This is a genomic window from Bacillus sp. EB V-12 (assembly GCF_056158125.1).
Genome location: NZ_JBUXJL010000006.1, coordinates 99,446 through 119,456 on the forward strand (window position 1 = coordinate 99,446; position 20,011 = coordinate 119,456).

At 36.6% G+C, this 20,011-nt stretch carries 21 protein-coding genes and 1 other annotated feature; of the genes, 6 read left to right on the top strand and 15 right to left on the bottom strand.

Features of this window, described 5'->3' with window-relative positions; translation table 11 throughout:
* Positions 1-358: 358 nt before the first annotated feature.
* Both ACZDYH_RS19495 and ACZDYH_RS19500 read right to left on the bottom strand, forming a co-directional pair.
* A complete protein-coding gene (locus tag ACZDYH_RS19495; RefSeq protein ID WP_001206331.1) occupies positions 359-1,531 on the bottom strand; it encodes an acetyl-CoA C-acetyltransferase in 1,173 nt (390 codons plus the stop codon).
* A gap of 21 nt (positions 1,532-1,552) precedes the next feature.
* Positions 1,553-3,934, bottom strand: coding sequence for a 3-hydroxyacyl-CoA dehydrogenase/enoyl-CoA hydratase family protein (locus ACZDYH_RS19500; protein ID WP_086388932.1), 2,382 nt, complete (start codon positions 3,932-3,934; stop codon positions 1,553-1,555).
* Between the two features lie 235 nt (positions 3,935-4,169).
* Between ACZDYH_RS19500 and ACZDYH_RS19505 the strand changes: the two genes are divergently transcribed.
* Both ACZDYH_RS19505 and ACZDYH_RS19510 read left to right on the top strand, forming a co-directional pair.
* Entirely contained in the window at positions 4,170-4,316 is a 147-nt protein-coding gene (locus tag ACZDYH_RS19505) for a YuzL family protein (protein ID WP_001096344.1), read from the top strand.
* Positions 4,317-4,403: 87 nt separating this feature from the next.
* Complete coding sequence (locus ACZDYH_RS19510; protein ID WP_000831462.1) at positions 4,404-5,243, top strand: D-alanyl-D-alanine carboxypeptidase family protein; 840 nt, start codon at positions 4,404-4,406, stop codon at positions 5,241-5,243.
* Between the two features lie 22 nt (positions 5,244-5,265).
* Here ACZDYH_RS19510 and ACZDYH_RS19515 read toward each other — a convergent pair whose 3' ends face one another.
* The 4 genes from ACZDYH_RS19515 to ACZDYH_RS19530 form a co-directional block, all read right to left on the bottom strand.
* The gene (locus tag ACZDYH_RS19515) at positions 5,266-6,183 is read right to left on the bottom strand and encodes a proline dehydrogenase family protein (RefSeq protein WP_000436783.1); all 918 of its coding nucleotides are present in this window, start codon (positions 6,181-6,183) and stop codon (positions 5,266-5,268) included.
* A 311-nt stretch (positions 6,184-6,494) separates the two neighbouring features.
* Positions 6,495-6,740, bottom strand: coding sequence for a YusU family protein (locus ACZDYH_RS19520; protein ID WP_001290594.1), 246 nt, complete (start codon positions 6,738-6,740; stop codon positions 6,495-6,497).
* A 48-nt stretch (positions 6,741-6,788) separates the two neighbouring features.
* On the bottom strand, positions 6,789-7,091 hold the full coding sequence (locus ACZDYH_RS19525) for an MTH1187 family thiamine-binding protein (RefSeq protein ID WP_001018860.1): 303 nt from the start codon (positions 7,089-7,091) through the stop codon (positions 6,789-6,791).
* 77 nt (positions 7,092-7,168) lie between these two features.
* Positions 7,169-9,169, bottom strand: a complete 2,001-nt coding sequence (locus tag ACZDYH_RS19530) for a methyl-accepting chemotaxis protein (protein ID WP_025709836.1) — start codon at positions 9,167-9,169, stop codon at positions 7,169-7,171.
* Between the two features lie 186 nt (positions 9,170-9,355).
* Here ACZDYH_RS19530 and ACZDYH_RS19535 point away from each other — a divergent pair, with 186 nt between their 5' ends.
* Positions 9,356-10,114 carry a TrmB family transcriptional regulator gene (locus ACZDYH_RS19535; RefSeq protein WP_000939479.1) on the top strand — a complete coding sequence of 253 codons (759 nt, stop codon included), beginning with the start codon at positions 9,356-9,358 and terminating at the stop codon, positions 10,112-10,114.
* Positions 10,115-10,141: 27 nt separating this feature from the next.
* Here the strand turns inward: ACZDYH_RS19535 and ACZDYH_RS19540 are convergent, their stop codons facing one another.
* The 3 genes from ACZDYH_RS19540 to ACZDYH_RS19550 form a co-directional block, all read right to left on the bottom strand.
* Positions 10,142-10,318 (bottom strand): hypothetical protein, encoded by a 177-nt coding sequence (locus tag ACZDYH_RS19540; protein WP_000386584.1) that lies wholly within the window; start codon positions 10,316-10,318, stop codon positions 10,142-10,144.
* Between the two features lie 80 nt (positions 10,319-10,398).
* Complete coding sequence (locus tag ACZDYH_RS19545) at positions 10,399-11,637, bottom strand: MFS transporter (protein WP_166694935.1); 1,239 nt, start codon at positions 11,635-11,637, stop codon at positions 10,399-10,401.
* A 53-nt stretch (positions 11,638-11,690) separates the two neighbouring features.
* Positions 11,691-13,001 (bottom strand): APC family permease, encoded by a 1,311-nt coding sequence (locus tag ACZDYH_RS19550; RefSeq protein WP_000546312.1) that lies wholly within the window; start codon positions 12,999-13,001, stop codon positions 11,691-11,693.
* Positions 13,002-13,066: 65 nt separating this feature from the next.
* Positions 13,067-13,303 (bottom strand) — a binding site (T-box leader).
* A gap of 165 nt (positions 13,304-13,468) precedes the next feature.
* On the opposite strand from ACZDYH_RS19550, the gene ACZDYH_RS19555 reads away from it, so the two are divergent.
* A complete protein-coding gene (locus tag ACZDYH_RS19555; RefSeq protein WP_025709833.1) occupies positions 13,469-13,696 on the top strand; it encodes a hypothetical protein in 228 nt (75 codons plus the stop codon).
* Positions 13,697-13,774: 78 nt separating this feature from the next.
* Here the strand turns inward: ACZDYH_RS19555 and ACZDYH_RS19560 are convergent, their stop codons facing one another.
* From ACZDYH_RS19560 to ACZDYH_RS19570, 3 genes are all read right to left on the bottom strand, one after another.
* The gene (locus ACZDYH_RS19560; RefSeq protein WP_166694934.1) at positions 13,775-14,590 is read right to left on the bottom strand and encodes a hypothetical protein; all 816 of its coding nucleotides are present in this window, start codon (positions 14,588-14,590) and stop codon (positions 13,775-13,777) included.
* A 130-nt stretch (positions 14,591-14,720) separates the two neighbouring features.
* Complete coding sequence (gene yidC / locus ACZDYH_RS19565) at positions 14,721-15,503, bottom strand: membrane protein insertase YidC (RefSeq protein WP_000920522.1); 783 nt, start codon at positions 15,501-15,503, stop codon at positions 14,721-14,723.
* Positions 15,504-15,531: 28 nt separating this feature from the next.
* The gene (locus ACZDYH_RS19570) at positions 15,532-15,816 is read right to left on the bottom strand and encodes a hypothetical protein (protein ID WP_000394930.1); all 285 of its coding nucleotides are present in this window, start codon (positions 15,814-15,816) and stop codon (positions 15,532-15,534) included.
* Positions 15,817-16,093: 277 nt separating this feature from the next.
* On the opposite strand from ACZDYH_RS19570, the gene ACZDYH_RS19575 reads away from it, so the two are divergent.
* The gene (locus ACZDYH_RS19575) at positions 16,094-16,987 is read left to right on the top strand and encodes a YitT family protein (RefSeq protein ID WP_000530044.1); all 894 of its coding nucleotides are present in this window, start codon (positions 16,094-16,096) and stop codon (positions 16,985-16,987) included.
* 109 nt (positions 16,988-17,096) lie between these two features.
* On the opposite strand, the gene ACZDYH_RS19580 is transcribed toward ACZDYH_RS19575, so the two are convergent.
* Entirely contained in the window at positions 17,097-17,618 is a 522-nt protein-coding gene (locus ACZDYH_RS19580) for a GNAT family N-acetyltransferase (RefSeq protein WP_000397302.1), read from the bottom strand.
* 460 nt (positions 17,619-18,078) lie between these two features.
* Here ACZDYH_RS19580 and ACZDYH_RS19585 point away from each other — a divergent pair, with 460 nt between their 5' ends.
* Entirely contained in the window at positions 18,079-18,465 is a 387-nt protein-coding gene (locus tag ACZDYH_RS19585) for a DUF3938 domain-containing protein (RefSeq protein WP_001077773.1), read from the top strand.
* Between the two features lie 247 nt (positions 18,466-18,712).
* Here ACZDYH_RS19585 and ACZDYH_RS19590 read toward each other — a convergent pair whose 3' ends face one another.
* Positions 18,713-18,853, bottom strand: coding sequence for a DUF3985 family protein (locus ACZDYH_RS19590; protein WP_000404784.1), 141 nt, complete (start codon positions 18,851-18,853; stop codon positions 18,713-18,715).
* A gap of 96 nt (positions 18,854-18,949) precedes the next feature.
* Positions 18,950-20,002, bottom strand: coding sequence for a site-2 protease family protein (locus ACZDYH_RS19595; RefSeq protein ID WP_434714612.1), 1,053 nt, complete (start codon positions 20,000-20,002; stop codon positions 18,950-18,952).
* Between the last annotated feature and the right edge of the window lie 9 nt (positions 20,003-20,011).

Sequence of the window (20,011 nt, forward strand, 5' to 3'; positions counted from 1 at the left end):
GAGCCGCTTCTCTCTTTTTGAAAGAAGCTGGCTCTCCCTTTTTTTATAAACCTTTGTTGCTTCCATTCTTTGCTTTAGCGTCGTCTCGTTCTGAGCGAACCGCTTCCACTTTTTTTATAATCCAGTTCCAGTGGCTAAAACAGTCGGTCGTTTCACCCCTTCCTTTGAGGCAAAAAGCGCCTCTTCGTCAGGGCTTCCAACGCCCTCCTGTTCTAAACGAGCCACCTGCACTTTTTTTATAATTCAGTTCCAGCGGCTAGAATGTTCGGTGGCTTCGCTTCTTCCTGCGAGGCAAAGAACGCCTCTACGTCTGAAGCTCCATCCCCCTCACATTCTGAACGAGCCGCTTCCACTTTTTTTAAAGTAATTCAAATACTCCCGCTGCTCCCATTCCGCCGCCGATACACATTGTTACGATACCGAATTGTTCGTTGCGGCGTTTCATTTCGTGAATAAGAGATAGTGTTAGTTTTGCTCCTGTACAGCCAAGTGGATGTCCAAGTGCGATTGCACCACCGTTTACGTTTACTTTTTCTTCATCTAAACCAAGTTCACGAATAACTTGAATTGATTGAGAAGCGAATGCTTCATTTAGTTCAAATAAGCCAATATCAGATAGCTCTAAGCCAGCTAGTTTTAACGCTTTTGGAATTGCAGCGATTGGGCCGATTCCCATTACTTCTGGTGGTACGCCAGCTACTGCAAATGAACGGAATTTCGCAAGTGGCTTCATGCCATCGCTCACTGCTTTTTCGCGATCCATTAATAGTACAGATGCTGCACCGTCACTCATTTGTGAAGAGTTACCAGCTGTTACAGAACCGCGAACGTTAAATGCTGGACGTAATTTACCTAAAATGTCTAGCGTCGTCTCTGCTCTTACACCTTCATCTTGTGCGAAAATGATTGTTTCTTCTTGCAGTTTATTGTTTGAGCCAACCGAGCGTAACGTCACATCTACAGATACTGTTTCATCAGCAAAGTTTCCTGCCGCTAATGCTTTGGCAGCACGTTGATGACTTCTTACTGCAAATGCATCTTGCTCTTCACGAGAAATTCCATATTTCACAGCAACTTGCTCTGCTGTATGTCCCATACCCATATAATATTCCGGAGCCGCTTCTACAAGGCGACTATTCGGACGAACAACGTGTCCCATCATTGGAACTAAACTCATTGATTCCGCTCCGCCTGATAATACAGCTTCAGAGTGACCAAGCATAATGCGCTCTGCTCCGTAAGCGATACTTTGTAAACCAGAAGAACAGTAACGGTTAATTGTAATAGCTGGAACATCGTAAGAAAGTCCTGCTAGTCCGCCGATATTACGAGCCATATTTAAACCTTGTTCTGCTTCTGGCATCGCACAACCGAAAATTAAATCATCGATTGGTCCTTCATAATTTGCACGCTTTAACGTTTCCTTTACTACTAACGCCCCTAGATCGTCAGGACGAACTGTTTTTAATGAACCCCTCTTTGCTTTTCCAATTGGTGTTCTTGCTCCCGCAACAATGACAGCTTCTCTCATGAACGATATCTCCCCTCGTTATTAGTTACGTAATGGCTTTCCTTTTACAAGCATGTGCTGCATTCTTGCTTGTGATTTCATCTCACTTACTAAGCTAATAAATGCTTCACGTTCTACATCTAATAAATACTGCTCATCAACTTCTGTTCCGTACGGCACTTTTCCGCCCGCAATGACATATGCAAGTTTCTTCGCAATGTGAAGATCATGTTCAGAAATGTAACCTGATAAATGCATTGCTTCTGCACCAAGTACAAGAGTTGCATATCCTGTTTCACCAACAACTGGTATCTTTTTGCGAATCGGTGCTTTATAGCCAGCTTCATATAAAGCAAGTGCTTTCTGTTTCGCATCATATAGTAAGTGATCACCATTCACACTAATACCGTCTTTATCGCCTAAGAAGTTGTTCGATACAGCTTCTTGTGCTGATGTAGAAACTTTCGCCATCGCTACAGATTCGAACACTTTATTCGCAACTTTTTGCAGATCAAACTCTACACCGTTTGGCATTTTATTTAAGTGTTTAATGTATAGCTCTTTATTACCGCCTCCGCCAGGGATTAAGCCAACACCAACTTCTACTAAGCCCATATACGTTTCACTAGAAGCTTGAATGCTAGCTGCTGGTAAGCAAACTTCTGTACCTCCGCCAAGCGTCATACCATATGGTGCTGCTACAACTGGCTTAGAAGAGTACTTAATTTTCGTCATTGCATCTTGGAAGTTTTTCACAACCAACTCAATTTCAAAGTAATTGTCGTCTTGTGCTTCCATTAAGATCATTGCTAGGTTCGCACCAACACAGAAGTTCTTCGATTGGTTACCAATAACAAGACCTTTATAATTCTTTTCTACTTCATCAACAGCGTAGTTAATCATTTGCGTAATATCCATACCGATTGCATTGCTCTTCGAATGGAACTCTAAGCAAAGGATGCCGTCGCCTAAATCAATTAAGCTCGCTCCGCTATTTTTCTTTAATACACCATTTTTCGCTTTTAATTGCTTAAGAGAAATTGCTTTTTTATTACGCTCGATTAGCTTATATTCGCCATTATCGTAATAGTAGCTATCGCCGTTATCATGTTTATAGAAAGTAGTGAAACCTTTCTCTAACATTTCTTTCACCCAAGTAGGAACAACTACGCCGTTTTCTTCCATCTTTTGAACAGATTTTTCAACGCCGATTGCATCCCACACTTCAAATGGCCCTTGCTCCCATCCAAAGCCCCACTTCATCGCTTGGTCAATTGCAACGATATCGTCAGCAATTTCTTTATGAAGTTTTGCAGAGTATAATAGAGTTGGTGTAATGATGTTCCATAATAACTCTCCTGCACGGTCTTTTGCGTATACAAGCGCTTTCAATTTATTCGCTAATCCTTTTTCTTGTTTACTTAACTCTACGGATGCAGCTTTTAATTTTTTACGCGCTTCGTATTCCATCGTTTCAGGATTTAATTCTAAAATTTCTTTTCCTTGTTTTAAGAAGAAGCCTTGACCCGTTTTACTTCCAAGCCATTTTTTCTCCAGCATGTCATGCATGAAAGCTGGTACTTTAAATACATCACGCTCTTCTTCTTGCACATTTTCATATACGTTATTTGCAACGTGTACGAATGTATCTAAACCGACAACATCTAATGTGCGGAACGTTGCGCTCTTCGGACGACCAATAAGTGGGCCTGTTACAGAATCAACTTCCCCAATGCTATAGCCGCGTTTTACCATCTCTTGAAGAGTAACAAGTAAACCGTACGTACCGATGCGGTTTCCAATAAAGTTTGGTGTATCTTTTGCGATAACAACGCCTTTTCCAAGAACGTCTTCGCCAAATAGTTTCATGAAGCTTAATACTTGTGGATCTGTTTCTTTCGTCGGTATTACCTCTAGAAGTTTTAAATATCGTGGTGGGTTAAAAAAGTGTGTGCCTAAGAAGTGTTTCTGGAAGTCGTCTGAACGACCTTCTGCCATTTTTTCAACTGAAATACCTGACGTATTCGAGCTTACGATAGAACCCGGTTTACGAACCGCATCTACTTTTTCAAATAGTTTCTTTTTAATATCTAAGTTTTCAACTACTACTTCAATAATCCAATCTACATCAGCTAGACGCTCAAGGTCATCTTCTAAGTTACCTGCTTCAATCAGTGCTAAATTTCCTTTCACTGTCAGAGGAGCTGGTTTTTGCTTTAATAGTTTTTGCACAGCCGTATTACTAAAACGATTTCTCACACTTTTATGTTCTAATGTAAGTCCCTTCGCTTCTTCTTCTTTCGTAAGCGCAGGTGGTACAATATCAAGCAATAATGTCGGAATACCAATATTAGCTAAGTGTGCCGCAATTCCCGAACCCATTACGCCTGAACCTAGAACAGCAGCCTTTTTAATTTGGAACATCCAATTCTCCCCCTATTCTTGAATGAATGCTCATTCAATTTTTCGACATAAGTCGCAATCAATGAGTGAGCCTCTACTAATAAATATATGATACTGTTTAAATTTTCGCAATATATTTATTGATAAAATTTTCTGAAATAAATATTTTTCTTTTATTTGCCCATGCTATATATGTATTTTCTTCACTAAAATACACTTTCCCTTTTTATAATCTGACGAAACTGGAGGAATATATATGGCAAAACTTAAGAAGAACCCTTCAAAGGCTGGAATTAGTGCAGCTAGTGTAACTGGAAACGCAGGTCCGCATAACCACGGCGTGGAAAAAGGACGTCAAGGTAATAACCAACAATATAAAAAGCATAATATGGGCGAAAAATAACGCTATATTTTTGGGCAGAGAACGTGGCATAATGATTAATGGCTGCTTTTTCTGCCCAATTTATTTGTAACAAATGAGGGAATTATAATGAAACGAACAATAGTTATGATTGTAATGATTGCCACACTATTTACAGGGATGATTTTCTTCTCTTATGCACAAAGGCAACAAGCTGTAAGAGCTGATCAACCTAATATTACTGGGCAATATGGAGTTACAATCGATGCAGACACAGGTGAAGTTTTGTATGGAAAACGCGAAGACGAACGCTCTTATCCGGCTAGTATAGCCAAAATGATGACAACCCTTCTTTTACTAGAGAATGTAAAAGAGGATGAAGAAATTACAGTTACAGAAAACGCAATTAAAACAGAAAGTCAAAGTAAGAAAATTAAACTTCGTGCTGGGGAAAAGTTAAAACGTGATGAGGCATTAAAACTGATGCTTATCATTAGTGCAGATCCAATAGCTGAATCCATCGCAGAACATATTGCAGGATCAAAAAATGAATTTGTAAAAATGATGAATGCTAGAGCGAAGGAACTCGGTACAAAGCATGCGACTTTCAAGAACGCAAGTGGTGCTGATGCACTTGGAAATAAAGTATCGCCATATGACATTGCTATTATTACGAAAGAAGCATTAAAGTATCCAGTTGTTTTAGAATATATGAATTCAACACGTACAACTCTACATACTTCAGAACGCTCTCCAAACATCGCAAACTACGGACGAGAAGAACTATATGACGATCCATATGCGATTGGAAGTAAAAGCGGTCTATCAGCACTAGGCAAATATACAGTCGTAACAGTGGATGAAAAAGACGGTAAACGCGTCATTAACGTCGTATTATCTTCTACTCGCGCGCAACTATATCCTGATACGAAGAAAATGGCACATTATGCATTTCAGCAATTAAAATAACCAAGGAGTATTTTCTCCTTGGTTATTTTTTAACCATACCTTTTAATACGAACGCAACGTTTGCTGGACGCTCTGCTAGACGACGCATGAAATATCCATACCAGTCGTTTCCATAAGGTACGTAAACACGCATTTTGTAGCCTTCTTTTACTAGCTCAAGTTGACGCTCATTACGAATACCATATAACATTTGGAATTCAAATTGATCCCTTGGAATGTTGTGTTCTTCAGCAAGTTTTTTTGTATATTCAATAATCGCTTCGTCATGTGAAGCAATTGCAGTATAATTTCCATTTAATAAGTGCATTTTAATAATCTTTTTATAATTGTCATCTACATCTTTCTTGTCCGGGAACGCCACTTCTTCAGGTTCTTTATAAGCTCCTTTTACAAGACGTAAATTAGGTTTATAAGCATTTAAATCCTCAATATCTTTTTCTGTACGATATAGGTAAGCTTGAATAACAGTACCAATATTATCGTACTCAGATTTTAACTGTTTAAAGATATCAATTGTCTTTCCGCAGCGTGTATAATCTTCCATATCAATTGTAACGAACACACCATTTTCTTTTGCAGCTTCTAAAATACGGCGCATATTGTTCATTACGATTTCATCAGAGATATCTAATCCCATAGAAGTCATCTTTAAAGAAAGCTGTGAATCAAGACCTTCTCTTCCAATTGCACGGATCGCTTCAATCGATTGGTTAGCCATTTCATTTGCTTCCGCTTCATTATCAACGAATTCACCTAAATAATCGATTGTTACACAAAGACCTTGCTTATTTAATTGTTGAATGGCAGCTGTCGCTAATTCAATCGTCTCCCCTGCGACGAAGCGACCTGCACCAAAGCGTAAACCGTACTTTTTAGCCAGTTTTGTTAGCGCTTTATTTTTAGATAAGAAAAGAAACGAATTTCGCATTAATTGTTCCATGTAATTCACCCCTATGACTGTAATTTATCTGTTTTTTACCCCTCTTCAAAATTATATCATTGTTTAAAATTATTGGATACAAATAATTATTTAGATAATTTATAAAATACTATAAAAACATTTAAAAACCTATATTTCTGCTTATAAATATACCTGAAATATTTTTCGACATTTAGAAAAATGGAGTTTAATAGGCATAAAATAGGCATGTCGAAAATATTCGACATGCCTATAAAATCCTTTATATTCCATGTAAATTATATAAGGATATTAATACAGAAAACTTGCGATTATATTTACCTCAAGTTTTTTTATTGCTCATTTCGCTTCTCTTCATTCAGCCTTTTAATATCTGTAATTAACTGTACCATCTCTTCTTTCGCATCTGGATAAGTTTCATTCCAATGCTTTACTAAAGCTGGCATCGTCTTAGCTATGTAAGAATACAGTGCCCACTTCTGTACCTGTTCTTTTCTCTCTTCATTGCTCTCTCCAAGTAATAATTCCGTGTATTTCTCTAACAACCCGTCAAATTGTTCATTAAACTTTTCACTCATCTTATTTACCTCCTATATGAAAAAAGCAGCGAAGATCGCTGCTTTTTCTTATAATTTTGATCGAACAGAGTTTAATTTTTTCTCCATTGTGCTTACTTTATCACGACGATCATCAATACGAATAGTTGTTGCAACACGCTGTGCACCTTTCGTATATGGAACTTCATGCATTTGTTGTATTACTTCTAGAATGACAGGAAGATCTCCTTCAATAATTGTATTCATCGGTGTTAATTGATACTTCACGCGATCCGCATTTTTCTCTAGCACCTTTTGTACTTCTGCTACATATTCACTAACACTTGGATTACCTGTTCCTACTGGAATAATCGATACATCAACAATTGCCATAGTAGTCTTCCTCCTATAATCGTTTCTTATATATCCATTGTCTATTTTACCGAAATCCTCATCATTTTACTAATATGTTACTCTTCCACTTTAAACTGCTCGACTAATCTTTCTAAATCTCTCATATGTTCTGTCAAACTTTCCATCGTGTGAGCTACCTTTTCTAAATGATTCACCTGTGATTCCGTTGCAGCATGTACCTCTTCAGAAACAGCTGCACTTTCTTGACTCGTACCAGCAATTGTATGCATTACCGCTGTAATTTCCCCTTGCTCATAACCTATGTTATGTACCTCTTCTACAATTTTTTCAACTGAAGTACTAATCGTATTTACAACTGACATAATTGTACGGAACTCCATTTCCGCCTCTGTCGTCACTTTATTTTGCACATCTGCAATGTCTTTCAATTTACTTACAACTTCTACAACCCTTTTTACTTCTAATTGTACATCACCAATCATCATTGTGATTTCTCCGGTTGCCTCTTTTGATTGTTCCGCTAATTTCCGAACCTCTTCAGCAACAACCGCAAATCCCTTACCTTGCTCACCTGCACGGGCAGCTTCAATCGATGCATTTAAAGCAAGTAAATTTGTTTGATCCGAAATACCTTTTATAAGCTCAACAACATTTTGAATCGATCCAACTCTTTGTTCTAACTTATCCGATGCTTCTTCTGTATGAACAACAATCGAAGATGATTGTCCCCTCGTACGGATTAAATTCCTCATTGTATTTAATCCTTGCTTAGATGCCTCTTCCGCTTTGCCAGCCACTCCTTTTATTTCACCAACGGAGCTATTCATTTGTTCTACTGACTCCGCCATATTCTCGAGCTGAGCTGAAACTTCATCCACACTATTCGCAAGAGTAGAAGCTCCTCCGCTCACATCATCCATCGCTCCTGAAACTTCTCTACTAGCCGCTACTGTTTCGTTCGTTAAATAATGTAAACTATTCGTTGATTGTTGCACCGTTGATACACTGTTTTTAATTTTACTTACCATTTCATTCATTTGTTCAACCATATCATTAAAGTGCTTAGTCAACTCTCCAACTTCATCTTTACTTGTCACTTTCATTCGCAGCGTTAAATCGCCTTCTGCTACTTTTTGCACGTGATTCTTTAATAGTTGCAGTGGTCTTGCTAATCTTCTTGAGAACAAGTAGGAAGCTACGATTCCAACTAATAAACTAATACATGCCATTATAATAACTGTATTTCTCGTACTATTTAATAGCCCATCGATCGTTTCTTTCGGATAAAAGATTCCTATCGTCCATTTCATCGTGTCAAATGATTGACTATAAACAACTACATCTTCACCTTTTATTGTAGTGACCGCATATTTTGTTACCTCTTTATTTAAGCTCTGTATAAGTGGCTCTTTAGAAACATCTTTCCCTATCTTTTCTGGATAAACAAGAGCCATATTTTTATCATTTATAATAAACATTTCTCCGTCATTATTGTATTGAATATTGTGAAGCAACTTCTGAATCGTACCAAGCGATACATCCATCGCAACAACGCCTAATACAGATCCATCTTGAGCTGTAATTGCTTTAGAAACACCTACACTTAACTTTCCTGTTGCAATTTCATAAGAAGGTTGTCCCCAATGGACCTTTTTTACATCAGCCTCTGAATCTTTATACCATGATCTTGTCGTTGGGTCATATCCTTCTGGCACTTGCCCACCTTCAGCAAGATTGGCACTTAATGTTTTTTTATCTTTCGTACCAATATATAAATCTAAAATACCAGGATGATTCTTTTTATACTCCGCAAACTCTTTCGTTAAAAACGCTTCCTCTTCTGGAGTAACCCCACCTTGAAGTATATTACGAATCATCTCACTGTTCGCGTAATACCCCATATCTTCATCCGTTCTTTGAACAAATGTCGTAAGTTGCTCTGTCACAAGATCCATCGCATTTTGAGAATACTCGTCTAAGGAACGCACTTCCTTTTCTTTCTGTAATTGATACACAGCTGTACCCAATATTACGAACATCATAGAAATAAGTACTGAAAACACTACCGCAATTTTTAAACGTAAACTTTTTAACATCTTCCCCCCAGCATCCCCTTCGCATTAAATTAAAATCTTATTAATCACTATATTAAGTATAATAGATAAAATTAAAAAATTGAAATTAATTCTCACCTTAATACAATTAGAAAACGGACTACCACTTGTGCAAAAACAAATAGTTCATTATCCTTAAAATATAATCTCATTCGTTCGGAGGGAACTATGTTACAAAAATTCGGTTTCTCACAATATGAAAGCCAGGCTTATGAAGTTGTCGTATCAAGCAATGAACCATTAGATGCTACAACAATTGTGAAGCATTCAGGTGTTCCAAAAGCAAAAATATATGAAGTGCTAGCACGCCTAATCGATAAAGGAATGGTAATGGATTCTGTTTCAGAAAAGAAAAAATTGTATACAGCATTACCACTAAAGCTAGCAATTGAAAAATTAACGACAGAATTCCAATCAAATATTAAAGAACTGGAAACAAATATATCAAAAAAATCATTTACAGATGACCGTGTGTGGAGCTTAAAGATGCAATCTTCTATTCGAGTTCAAAGTAAAGAACTCATTGAAAGTGCAAAAGAATCAATCCGTATTTCCGCTTGGAATGATACTCTTTTAGAATATCTTCCTTTACTAGAACAAAAAGCAAAACAAGGTGTTCAAATTGAGTCCCTTATTGTTGGAGAAGTAGAAACAGACTTAGAAAACATGCATTTTCTAATCCCAGCTGAAGAACCTAATGCATTAGAGCGCTACTTGCTACTCATCGTTGACGATCGTGAAATTTTATTTGCTGGCGTAGAACAAGAGTCATGGCAAGCGATGAAAACAATGTCACAACCTTTCGTAAAGTTCTTTACAGAATTTTTCTATCACGACGTTGCACTTGCAAAGATTACCCAGAAGCACCACGATCTCTTTATGGAAGATGAGGAAATTAAGAGTTTGTTGATGAAATTGCGGTACTAATTAAATAATAAAAAGGAGTCTAGTTTTTCACTTAGACTCCTTTTTATTTTGTTCCTTTATCTCCATCAACAGCTCAATGATTTTCTCATTTTGCTCTACCTGTTTCTCTGAATTTTGATAGATGAAACGAATCCATCTAAAAACAATGATAACTACAAATAACGGCAATACTGTGAATATAAAACCAATAATTGAATAATCCATATACTATCACCTCGCTATATACCCTTTTCTCCATTTACCTACTAAAACCTGCAATTTTTTACAAACAAAAAAAGAACCTATCAAACGATAGATTCTTCTTTCACGAACTGAGTAGAGCGTCCTCTCGTAATTGAGAAAATCGCGCAAAGCAGTGCTAATATAATAAAGCCACCGCCTACCCAAGCATTATATATAACAGATGATTTTTCAATAACAACTCCGCCTACTGTTGAACCGAGTGCAATTCCTAAATGAAGCGCAGAGTTATTTAAACCTTGCTGAATACCAGCTGATTCCGGTGCAATTTCAATTAAATAATTTTGCTGTGCTGGTGAAATCGCCCAGCTCAGCATACTCCAAAGTCCCATCATAATGATGAAGAGCGGGAATGAGAATGTCATTATTGGCAGTATGAAGATTGCACATGCAAATACGATAATAATCGAGATAATACTTTTCTTCGATCCCCATTTATCAGCAAGCCAGCCACCGAATCCGCCGCCGATTACTGCTGCGATTCCGAAAATAAAGTAAAACACACTAATCCAGTTTGCTTCAACATGCATGACATCTTTTAAAAACGGTGTTAAATATGCATACAATGTTAAATGCCCCGTTAAAAACAAAAATGATGTTAACTGTGCACTTACAATTTTTTTATCTTTTAAAGTAGCAAGTTGTTCTTTTATTGATAATACCGATGTCGGTGGTACTTTCGTTAAGAACAATGAAATACAAGCTATTGCCATAACTGTTAATACAGAAATTAATACAAATGGTGCACGCCATCCGTATGCATTTCCGAGTACAAGACCGAGCGGTACTCCAAGTACGAGTGACCCACTAATTCCCATAAAAATGATTCCAATTGCACGCGCACGAAAATGCGGTTCTACTACACTAGAAGCAAGTGTTACCGATAGTGCAATAATTAATGAACCACTCGCCGCACAAATAACCCTTGAGAACATTAGCATTCCGTAATTCACACTAAATGCCGAAATAATATTTCCGATTAAGAAAATCGATAATGCTCCAACATACAATGTTTTTCTTTCAAACTTCCCTGTCACAGCTAATAAAACTGGACCTGACAAAGCAAATACTACCGAAAATATTGTTATAAGCTGACCAGCTGCGCTAATAGATACTCCTAAATCATTGGCAACTAAATCGAGCGTTCCTCCTATAATTAACTCAACCGTTCCGACTACGAAAGCCGCGATAGCTAAAATATAAACACGAAAATTCAAGTCTTTCCCCACGCTTTCTTTTTTGGTTACTACGACTATAGTAACCAAAACAGAAAGTGGACGCAAGTATAATTTTTTTACAGTAAAAAAGGTAGGCGTATTATACGCCTACCCTTCCATCATTCTGTTTCTTTCTTCTTATTTAAATACCAATACACCGGAAGTCCCGTAAAGACAATTCCAATTGATAAGAAACAACTTACCGGATCATTGATAATTGCACTACCAATTACAAAGAGCGAACCTAAAATCGCTACGATTGGTACGATTGGGAATAACGGCACACTATATGCACGCTCTTTATTCTTATTACGTTTTCTTAAAATGAAGACACCAATAAACGTCATTACATAGAAAATATAAATAATGAATACGGAAATCTCAGATAGCTTATTTGGATCACTAATAATCATTAAAATAATTCCTAAAATGATTTCAACAGTAATCGCATTTGCTGGTGTTTTAAATCTCGGACTTTCCTTTGCAATAAACTTAGAAAATGGAAGTTGTCCACGCTCTGCCATAGACATTGGGATACGTGGGAACGTTAAAATCTTTCCATTTAAACAGCCGAAAATGGAAACGATAATACCGATACTAATAATTTTTCCGCCATATTCTCCAAGTAACATGCCCGCAGCTGTCGCTGTTGCATTTTCTCCAAGGTCTACAATTTTCGCTGCTGGTAATACATTTAATAACGCCAAGTTAATTAATACGTAAGCAGCCGTTACGATTAAAATCCCTACTGTCATTGCTTTCGGTAATAACTTTGTTGGATTCTTCATTTCTCCACCAATCGAAGCAAGTAAAATCCAGCCGTCATAAGCAAATAACGTTGCTAAAATTGCCATACCGATACTTTGATTTTCCGATATTGGCACAACTACGTTAAAGATATCGCTATTCCCTTTCCAGAAACCTAGCACAACAATTAACACAATCGGAATCATCTTCCCAATTGTCGTGATTGTTTGAACGATACCTCCGTATTTTGTTCCCATACTATTTACAACGCCAAGGAACACAACCGTTCCAATTGCGATTGGTAAATTCCACACTTTATCTAAATAGAAAAAATTAATCATTAAAGAACTAAAGTATAAACCTAATGTTCCGATAATAGCAGGTCCATAAACAATTGTTTGCATCCAACCTGATAAATATCCCCAAAAACTTCCGTAAATCTCCTCTAAATACGTATACAACCCACCATTTTTCGGGATTTGCGCTCCAATTTCAGCTACTGTTAAACCACTTGCTAGCGTCAACAGACCACCAATTACCCAAGCAAGAATGGCCATATTAGAACTCCCCGAGTAATCTAATACGCTCCCTGGTTTCATAAACACACCAGATCCAATAATCGTTCCTACTACGATAGAAAGTGCTACTGTTAAACCAATTTTGTTCTTCTCATCATGATGCATGCTGCGTATCCTCCTTCCAATCCTAGTGTGATGCAAAAATGAAATAAAAAAACACTCCTCCCTAAAAAAGGGACGAGTGTTGTATTCGTGGTTCCACCCTTGTTTCAATTCGTAAAGTAACACACTTCACCAATTTCTCAAGTCTAAATAACGGTTTTTGCCGGCAAGCAATTACTAGATGCTCGTTCACTGCTGCAGTTCAGAGGTGGTAATCCATTTTTCCGTATTAGGAAGCTCACAGCCAAAGGCTTCCCTCTCTGAAAATCGTAAAAAATTGATCGTGTCCTCATCATCACTTCTTGATGTCGAATTTTGTAGTTATTGTTCATTATATTGAATTGTTAGAAAAAATCAATATATTTTTTATATAACATAGGAAATATTTCTCTTCTTATATTATAACAGAAGGTACGACACTTCTCCATTTCCCTAAAAATGGTATAATCCGTTTAGGAGGTGCACCAATAATGATTGCTGTCTTTTGTATCATTGCTACGTTTCTCTCTATTCTATTCGCTATCATGCATCGGCACAAGTATCCTGGTTATAGCATTTTAGCGGTAGCTATTATACCAGCTGTTTCCTTCTACGTATTGGGTAAATATCAATATACGGAAGTGTTTATCAGTTTTGCAATCTTCTACTGCATCTTCGGATACATACTAACAATGAAAAGAATTTTATTGAATCATTAAAAGGGACCGATTTCTGCTGACAGAAATCGGTCCTCGCACGTACCTTCCGGTTGCCCACACGAAAGATACATAAATCAATTATTTATCTTCTTTTTTCATAAAAAACTTATGGTGCGGTAAATCAACATTCAATGCCTCTAATTGTTTCTTTTCGTTGTCTAAAATCGCTTTTGCTTTTGTTTTTGTTGCTTCATCTAATCCAGCAAAGATGTCTTCATGCTTCTCTTTCTCTGGAAGTTTCACGCCTAATTTTGTTAATTCTTCTTTTGCTTGCTCATGCGTTAATTTTCCGGATTTCTTTTGCTCTAAAATTGACTTTGCTTTCTCTTTTGTCTGTTCATCTAAGTTAGCAAACATATCTCCACGCTTACCTTTCTCCGGCATTTTCACACCTAGCTTTGTTAATTCCTCTTTTGCTTGTTCTCGTGTTAATTTCCCGGACTTTTCTTGCTCTAAAATGGATTTCGCTTTTTCTTTCGCCTGTTCATCTAATCCCGCAAACATTTCTTTGCGCTTACCCTTTTCCGGGAACTTCACGCCTAATTTTGTTAATTCTTCTTTTGCTTGTTCTCGTGTTAATTTACCAGACTTCTCTTGCTCTAAAATTGACTTCGCTTTTTCTTTCGCCTGTTCATCTAATCCCGCAAACATTTCTTTACGTTTTTCTTTTTCTGGAAGCTTTACACCTAGTTCCTCTAACTGTTTCTTTGTATCATCCATAATTGTTTTTACTTTTTGTTTTGTAGCGTCATCCAAATCCTTTTTCGCCGTTTTTGCAGGCTGATCCACTGCTGGAGTATTCGTTGCCGCGAATGCCGGAATGCCGACTCCTCCAATAATTCCGAATGATAACGCACCTGCAATCGCTAAATACCCAACTGTTTTCTTCTTCATAGGAAATTTCCTCCTTCATATTTCTAATGCATGTACACTTTCGTATACAATGCCTATAGTAATGTCGGTTTCTTAACATTTCCTTAACGACTTAACAAAAAAAACACCGCTCGTAATGAGCGGTGTTTCTCTAAGCCTTTTGTAATTGTAATTCTTCACGTTCCATTATTTTTCTTAATACAATTGTTTGTGTCATTGTAAATAAGTTACCTGTTATCCAATACAACACAAGTCCTGATGGCGCCGCAAACCCCATAAATAGAATCATTGCTGGCATCATAATTTGCTGCATTTTCAGCATCTGTACTTGTTCTCCAGGTGTAATATTCGATTGGAAAACTTTCATCTGAATAAATGTCGTTAACGCTGCAATAATCGGTAATATATGATATGGATCTGCATGTCCTAGGTTCACCCATAAAAACGAAGATGTGCGAATCTCTTCAGTTCTGCTAATCGCATAATACAAAGCAGAGAAAATCGGCATTTGTATAAAAATTGGCCAGCAACCAGCAAGTGGATTCCAACCGCCTGATTTCATTAGTTCTGACATTTCTTTTTGATACTGCTTTTGTTTTTCAAGGTCTTTGCTTACATCACCGTACTTTTTCTTTAGCTTCTGCAATTCAGGTTGCATTTTCTTCATTTTCGCTTGGCTGCGATATTGCGAAACAGCTAATGGAATCATCGCTGAACGAATAACGAGCGTCATAATAATGATAGCAATCCCAAAGCTAGCTCCAGGTATATGATGAGCAACAAATTGAATCATAAACGAGATTGGATATACAAAATAATGATCCCAAATCCCAGTACTATGTGCATCAATTGGGGCCGCATTACTGCAACCAGATAAAACAAAAACAAATAATAATGATAAACTAACGAGCACAGCTCGGTATGATTTTAACATGTTCATTCCTCCAATGTTTCGTAATTATTTAGCGAAACATTGGCGTATACGGACCGACCTCGTCATTCTCTTCACTTGATTCTTGTCTGCGTACAGAACGAATCATTCCATATTTATAAAAAATAGAAAATAGCGGTACATTTCCCGCACTATCTTCACATGTATCAACTAACGCAAAAGCTCTTTGTCTACCGCTTGATGCTTGTTGACGCACAAAGCGAGAAACATTAGCAAGGAAGAAAACTTCTAATAAACAAAGTGCCGTCGTTACAAACGATATATATAGAATTGCATCCTGCAATAAAAATTCCATCGCTTCACATCCTTAATAAGGTCATTTTAGCACATCGGGCAAATATTCTCTATTTCCTTTTATTTTCAAAAAAAGTATTTTGCATATTTTCTCAAGAAAACAATAATTAAGAAACGTTGTATTCGCTTTCTTTAGTATATTCACACACATCAATGAATAGGCTTGATTTATTAGAAATTTATAAAATTTTTGCATTATAATAAAACTATTGCCAGTTTTTGAAAAAACCTTTATTCTCTTCTTGTAATCAAAAATGAATATGGAGATGAAACATACTATGGGTCAACTAGGAGACGCCGATTACGTTCCCGACACCGCCTTTTTATCCTTCCCAGCAGCTAAAACATTTCACTTAGAATTTATGATACAGTTGGTTGTTATTTTTATAGCTTCTATTTTGTATGCAATTTCTATGAATATGTTTTTTATCCCGCATAATATGATTAGCGGTGGATTCGCTGGTGTAGGGATGATTATCGGTTATTTAATGCACTACAATATCGGTGCACTTATCTTTTTACTAAACATTCCTCTTCTTATTTTAAGTCACTTTTACTTAGGCAAGAAGACAACCTTTTTAACAGCTTACTTTGTAGCTGTGTCATCGTTAGCGATGAACATTATCCCGGTACACCAAGTTTCAGACGATATTTTACTTTCTTCTGTATTCGGTGGTGTTATCTGCGGAGCAGCTTCAGGAATTATATTCCGATTTGCTTCTTCAACAGGTGGTTTTGATGTTGTTGGATTGATTGTAGCGAAATATCGAGATGTTTCAATTGGAGCAATCATATTTGTATTCAACTTAATCTTACTTGTAGCAGCAGGTTTTATTTTCGGATGGGATATTACACTTTATACGTTAATTAGTCGATTTGTAGTCAGCAAAGTTATCGATGCTGTGCATACGAAACATATTAAATTAACGATAATGACTATTACAGAAAAAGGCGAGGAAATAAAAAGCGCACTACTACATCACGGCATACGCGGGGTGACAATGGTAGACGCTGTCGGCGGCTATACAAACCATAAGAAAAAAATGATTTACACTGTCGTGACTCGCTATGAGTTAGGCGAAATGAAACGTATTATCCGTCAAGTGGATAACAAAGCATTTATGAACATTACTGAAACAGTTGAAATTGTCGGCCGTTTCAAACGCATATAAAAAGGTTAATAAATTAAAGGGCATAACATATTAGTCATATATAATATGTTATGCCCTTTGTTATTCAACTAACGTACCTTTTAGCATAATAAAATCACTAAGTTTATTACTACAAATCGGAGGATAGCATTCCATATACAATACTGTCTGTCCATTCATCTTTATTCCAAAAATCTTGTATGAAATGGGCTTCCTTTCTCATGCCTATTCGTTCACACAATTTTTGTGAAGCTGTATTACGTGCATCAAGATTAGCCTGTATACGATGTACATTGAATTCATTAAATAATTTCAATACCAAACTACTTACTGCTTCTGTCGCCAAACCTCTCCCAGCTACTTCATTTGAAAAACTATAACCAATCTCAACAGTGTCTTTCATATTTGTGTACCATACGGATAAATCACCAACTACTTTATTTTTGTATATAACTGCCAAACTTAATATTGTTTCTTTAGTAAGTACATGATTTGCTAGCTTCTTATTAAATCTTTTTTGCATGTCTTCATGAGTCCACTTATTATGTAATAGGAACTTACATGTATCATCACTATTATAAATAGCAAATACATCCTGTAAATCAGTACTCTTAAAAGGTCTAATTATTAATCTTTCTGTTGTGAACTCCAAGTTAGCTCTCCTCCCTTACATTCATGCTATAAAACATTTTTTATAGTATTTAGGCCTCATTCTTAGATCTCACCTTGATTACATATTTCATCATAATAAATTAAAATCCTTCTTCCACTAAACTGCACCGTTAATGGTATTTCCTTGCGCTTTTTATTTTTTACACTTATTACAAAATCAGATAATTCTATTATTATGTCCCTAAATGTGTTATAATGAAAGCAGACTCACAAAAAAAGAGTATATAGACTTGGAAGTTTCTCTTATTTTACAAGCAAAAAGAAACGAGCAGTCGGGTATATTTCAGACACCATACACGTAACGGTTTAAACAACCGATCATCTTAGTTACTCTTCAATGATCTTTTTATAAAAAGATACGTACAATTAAAACTCACTTCAATATACTATACCTACCTTTTTGACTTCCAAATCATCTTATTACATAAGGAGATGAACATATGAATCAATATATACGCTATACAATAGCTGTCCTGTTTGCTATTATCGGCGGAACAATCTGCTTCTGGACAAACACTCAGCTTGGAGAGAATATCATCTTTAATGGAATCGAAACACTTGTAAGCGCTTCAATTTTAGGCGGATACATTTACTTCCTCTTCAATCCAGAAGAAAACGCTCAAAAAACAATGTTATTAACAATGATCGGAATCGTTGGTGGATGTATTTCCTACTCAATGACAAACTATACATTACCACTTCAATTAAGCTCAGCTTTCTTCCACGGTCTATGGACTTGGTTCATTGCATTCTGCTTAGCAGACGTATTCAACCTATTACAAGACAATGAAGAAGATAGCGGTCGCCAAATTGAAAGTAACTCTTAAGCTGGAAGATACTCTTCCAGCTTTTTTATGTTGGTTTGCATACCCCACATCACGATAAAAAGAAGTTGCCCTCACGGCAACTTCTTTTCCATATACCCCACTTCGTATTCACTAAAATATATCAACGATTTTTCAAATATATCGATCGTTTCTCCACTTATATCAACGATTTTTTCATTATATCGACGGTTCGACACAAGATATCGATTTACCGACAACCTTCGACACTCAAAACGCACAACATACCCTATCCACCAAGCAACTTACTGCCGAACTCTACGATTAAAAAGATAATTAATAGGATCGCGAGTATCTTTAATGCTACATATGCCACTTTAAAAACAACATAAATGAGCAAGACGATTAAAATAATCGTTAAAATTTCCATCTAGAATTCCTCCAAGCTTTGCTCTTCTTATCTCATTTTACTCGTCCTAGGCTGTTTATGGAACGGCATAAGATGACATAGAAAAAAGAGGATACCTCACCCATCGTAAGATACCCTCTCTTTCAGCTGCTCAAACCATTCTCTTTCTACTTGTAAATATCCCATCTCACTCTTCTCGGCGCTCTTTAATTCTTGATCGGCTTTCTTCATATAAGTACGGGACGCTTCCATATTACCTTCTACATATCTAATAATTCCTTGTGTACGGTAATATCCACTTAGGTCCATTTTTGTAATAGCCTTTGCATGTTCCTTTGCTTCTTGCAAAGAAAGACTATCCATCTCATAAAGGGCTTTATATAAAAGATACCAACTATGAAAACTACTAACGAAAAACTTATTTTCTTTCGTTACAGGTAGTTGAACAATTCGTTCTATATACGGTATCGCTCTTTCCATTCCCTCTTGATCCGCACGAGCAAAAAAGACGAGCATAAGTCTACTCATTATCTCTCTTATCCCTTTATTCTCTTTTATTTTCTCCTCACTCAATTCTACTAACCTTTCATCCCAATCTTTCGGTCTTTTATAACTAAATAACTCACTCGATATTTGAATCTCATATAAGTGATTTCTAGCTCTTTCATCATCTTTAATTAAAATAAGAAATTGCATCCCATCACTCATAAGCATTCCTTTTATCGGCACAATTGTAACCGCAAAGATTGCAAAATGGAAAAAGGAAAAATATAAAAGATATTGATAATAACTCACCATATATATGTAACCGGAAGTAATACCAAATAGTAAACTCGTAATCGGTCCACCTAAAGTGAGCCACGCCCACTTTTTCGAAAGATTCGGTGTCTCTATAGAAGGTGGTACTAGTGTTGCAACGCCTCCAAAGTAAGCCCATAATTTATTTGCTCGAATGCGTAATTTTCCCTTTTCTTTTTGAATAGTAATGGGTCCTACTGTCATAAATTTAAATGTTAAACCACCTATTACACCAAATACTACATGTCCTAGCTCATGAATGGCTAACACTAATAATGAAATTCCAACTATTGCCCATAGGTTCAAAATTACTTCTAATTTCCCAGTTCGGATTACTCCGTATAAAATGGACAGAATTAGCGCCACTGTCATTGAGCCAGC

Excerpts from the sequence above, each read along its gene's own strand:
- ACZDYH_RS19495 (WP_001206331.1), bottom strand. The coding sequence starts at position 1,531 with ATGAGAGAAGCTGTCATTGTTGCGGGAGCAAGAACACCAATTGGAAAA.
- ACZDYH_RS19500 (WP_086388932.1), bottom strand. The coding sequence starts at position 3,934 with ATGTTCCAAATTAAAAAGGCTGCTGTTCTAGGTTCAGGCGTAATGGGT.
- ACZDYH_RS19505 (WP_001096344.1), top strand. The coding sequence starts at position 4,170 with ATGGCAAAACTTAAGAAGAACCCTTCAAAGGCTGGAATTAGTGCAGCT.
- ACZDYH_RS19510 (WP_000831462.1), top strand. The coding sequence starts at position 4,404 with ATGAAACGAACAATAGTTATGATTGTAATGATTGCCACACTATTTACA.
- ACZDYH_RS19515 (WP_000436783.1), bottom strand. The coding sequence starts at position 6,183 with ATGGAACAATTAATGCGAAATTCGTTTCTTTTCTTATCTAAAAATAAA.
- ACZDYH_RS19520 (WP_001290594.1), bottom strand. The coding sequence starts at position 6,740 with ATGAGTGAAAAGTTTAATGAACAATTTGACGGGTTGTTAGAGAAATAC.
- ACZDYH_RS19525 (WP_001018860.1), bottom strand. The coding sequence starts at position 7,091 with ATGGCAATTGTTGATGTATCGATTATTCCAGTAGGAACAGGTAATCCA.
- ACZDYH_RS19530 (WP_025709836.1), bottom strand. The coding sequence starts at position 9,169 with ATGTTAAAAAGTTTACGTTTAAAAATTGCGGTAGTGTTTTCAGTACTT.
- ACZDYH_RS19535 (WP_000939479.1), top strand. The coding sequence starts at position 9,356 with ATGTTACAAAAATTCGGTTTCTCACAATATGAAAGCCAGGCTTATGAA.
- ACZDYH_RS19540 (WP_000386584.1), bottom strand. The coding sequence starts at position 10,318 with ATGGATTATTCAATTATTGGTTTTATATTCACAGTATTGCCGTTATTT.
- ACZDYH_RS19550 (WP_000546312.1), bottom strand. The coding sequence starts at position 13,001 with ATGCATCATGATGAGAAGAACAAAATTGGTTTAACAGTAGCACTTTCT.
- ACZDYH_RS19555 (WP_025709833.1), top strand. The coding sequence starts at position 13,469 with ATGATTGCTGTCTTTTGTATCATTGCTACGTTTCTCTCTATTCTATTC.
- ACZDYH_RS19560 (WP_166694934.1), bottom strand. The coding sequence starts at position 14,590 with ATGAAGAAGAAAACAGTTGGGTATTTAGCGATTGCAGGTGCGTTATCA.
- yidC (WP_000920522.1), bottom strand. The coding sequence starts at position 15,503 with ATGTTAAAATCATACCGAGCTGTGCTCGTTAGTTTATCATTATTATTT.
- ACZDYH_RS19570 (WP_000394930.1), bottom strand. The coding sequence starts at position 15,816 with ATGGAATTTTTATTGCAGGATGCAATTCTATATATATCGTTTGTAACG.
- ACZDYH_RS19575 (WP_000530044.1), top strand. The coding sequence starts at position 16,094 with ATGGGTCAACTAGGAGACGCCGATTACGTTCCCGACACCGCCTTTTTA.
- ACZDYH_RS19585 (WP_001077773.1), top strand. The coding sequence starts at position 18,079 with ATGAATCAATATATACGCTATACAATAGCTGTCCTGTTTGCTATTATC.
- ACZDYH_RS19590 (WP_000404784.1), bottom strand. The coding sequence starts at position 18,853 with ATGGAAATTTTAACGATTATTTTAATCGTCTTGCTCATTTATGTTGTT.
- ACZDYH_RS19595 (WP_434714612.1), bottom strand. The coding sequence starts at position 20,002 with ATGACAGTGGCGCTAATTCTGTCCATTTTATACGGAGTAATCCGAACT.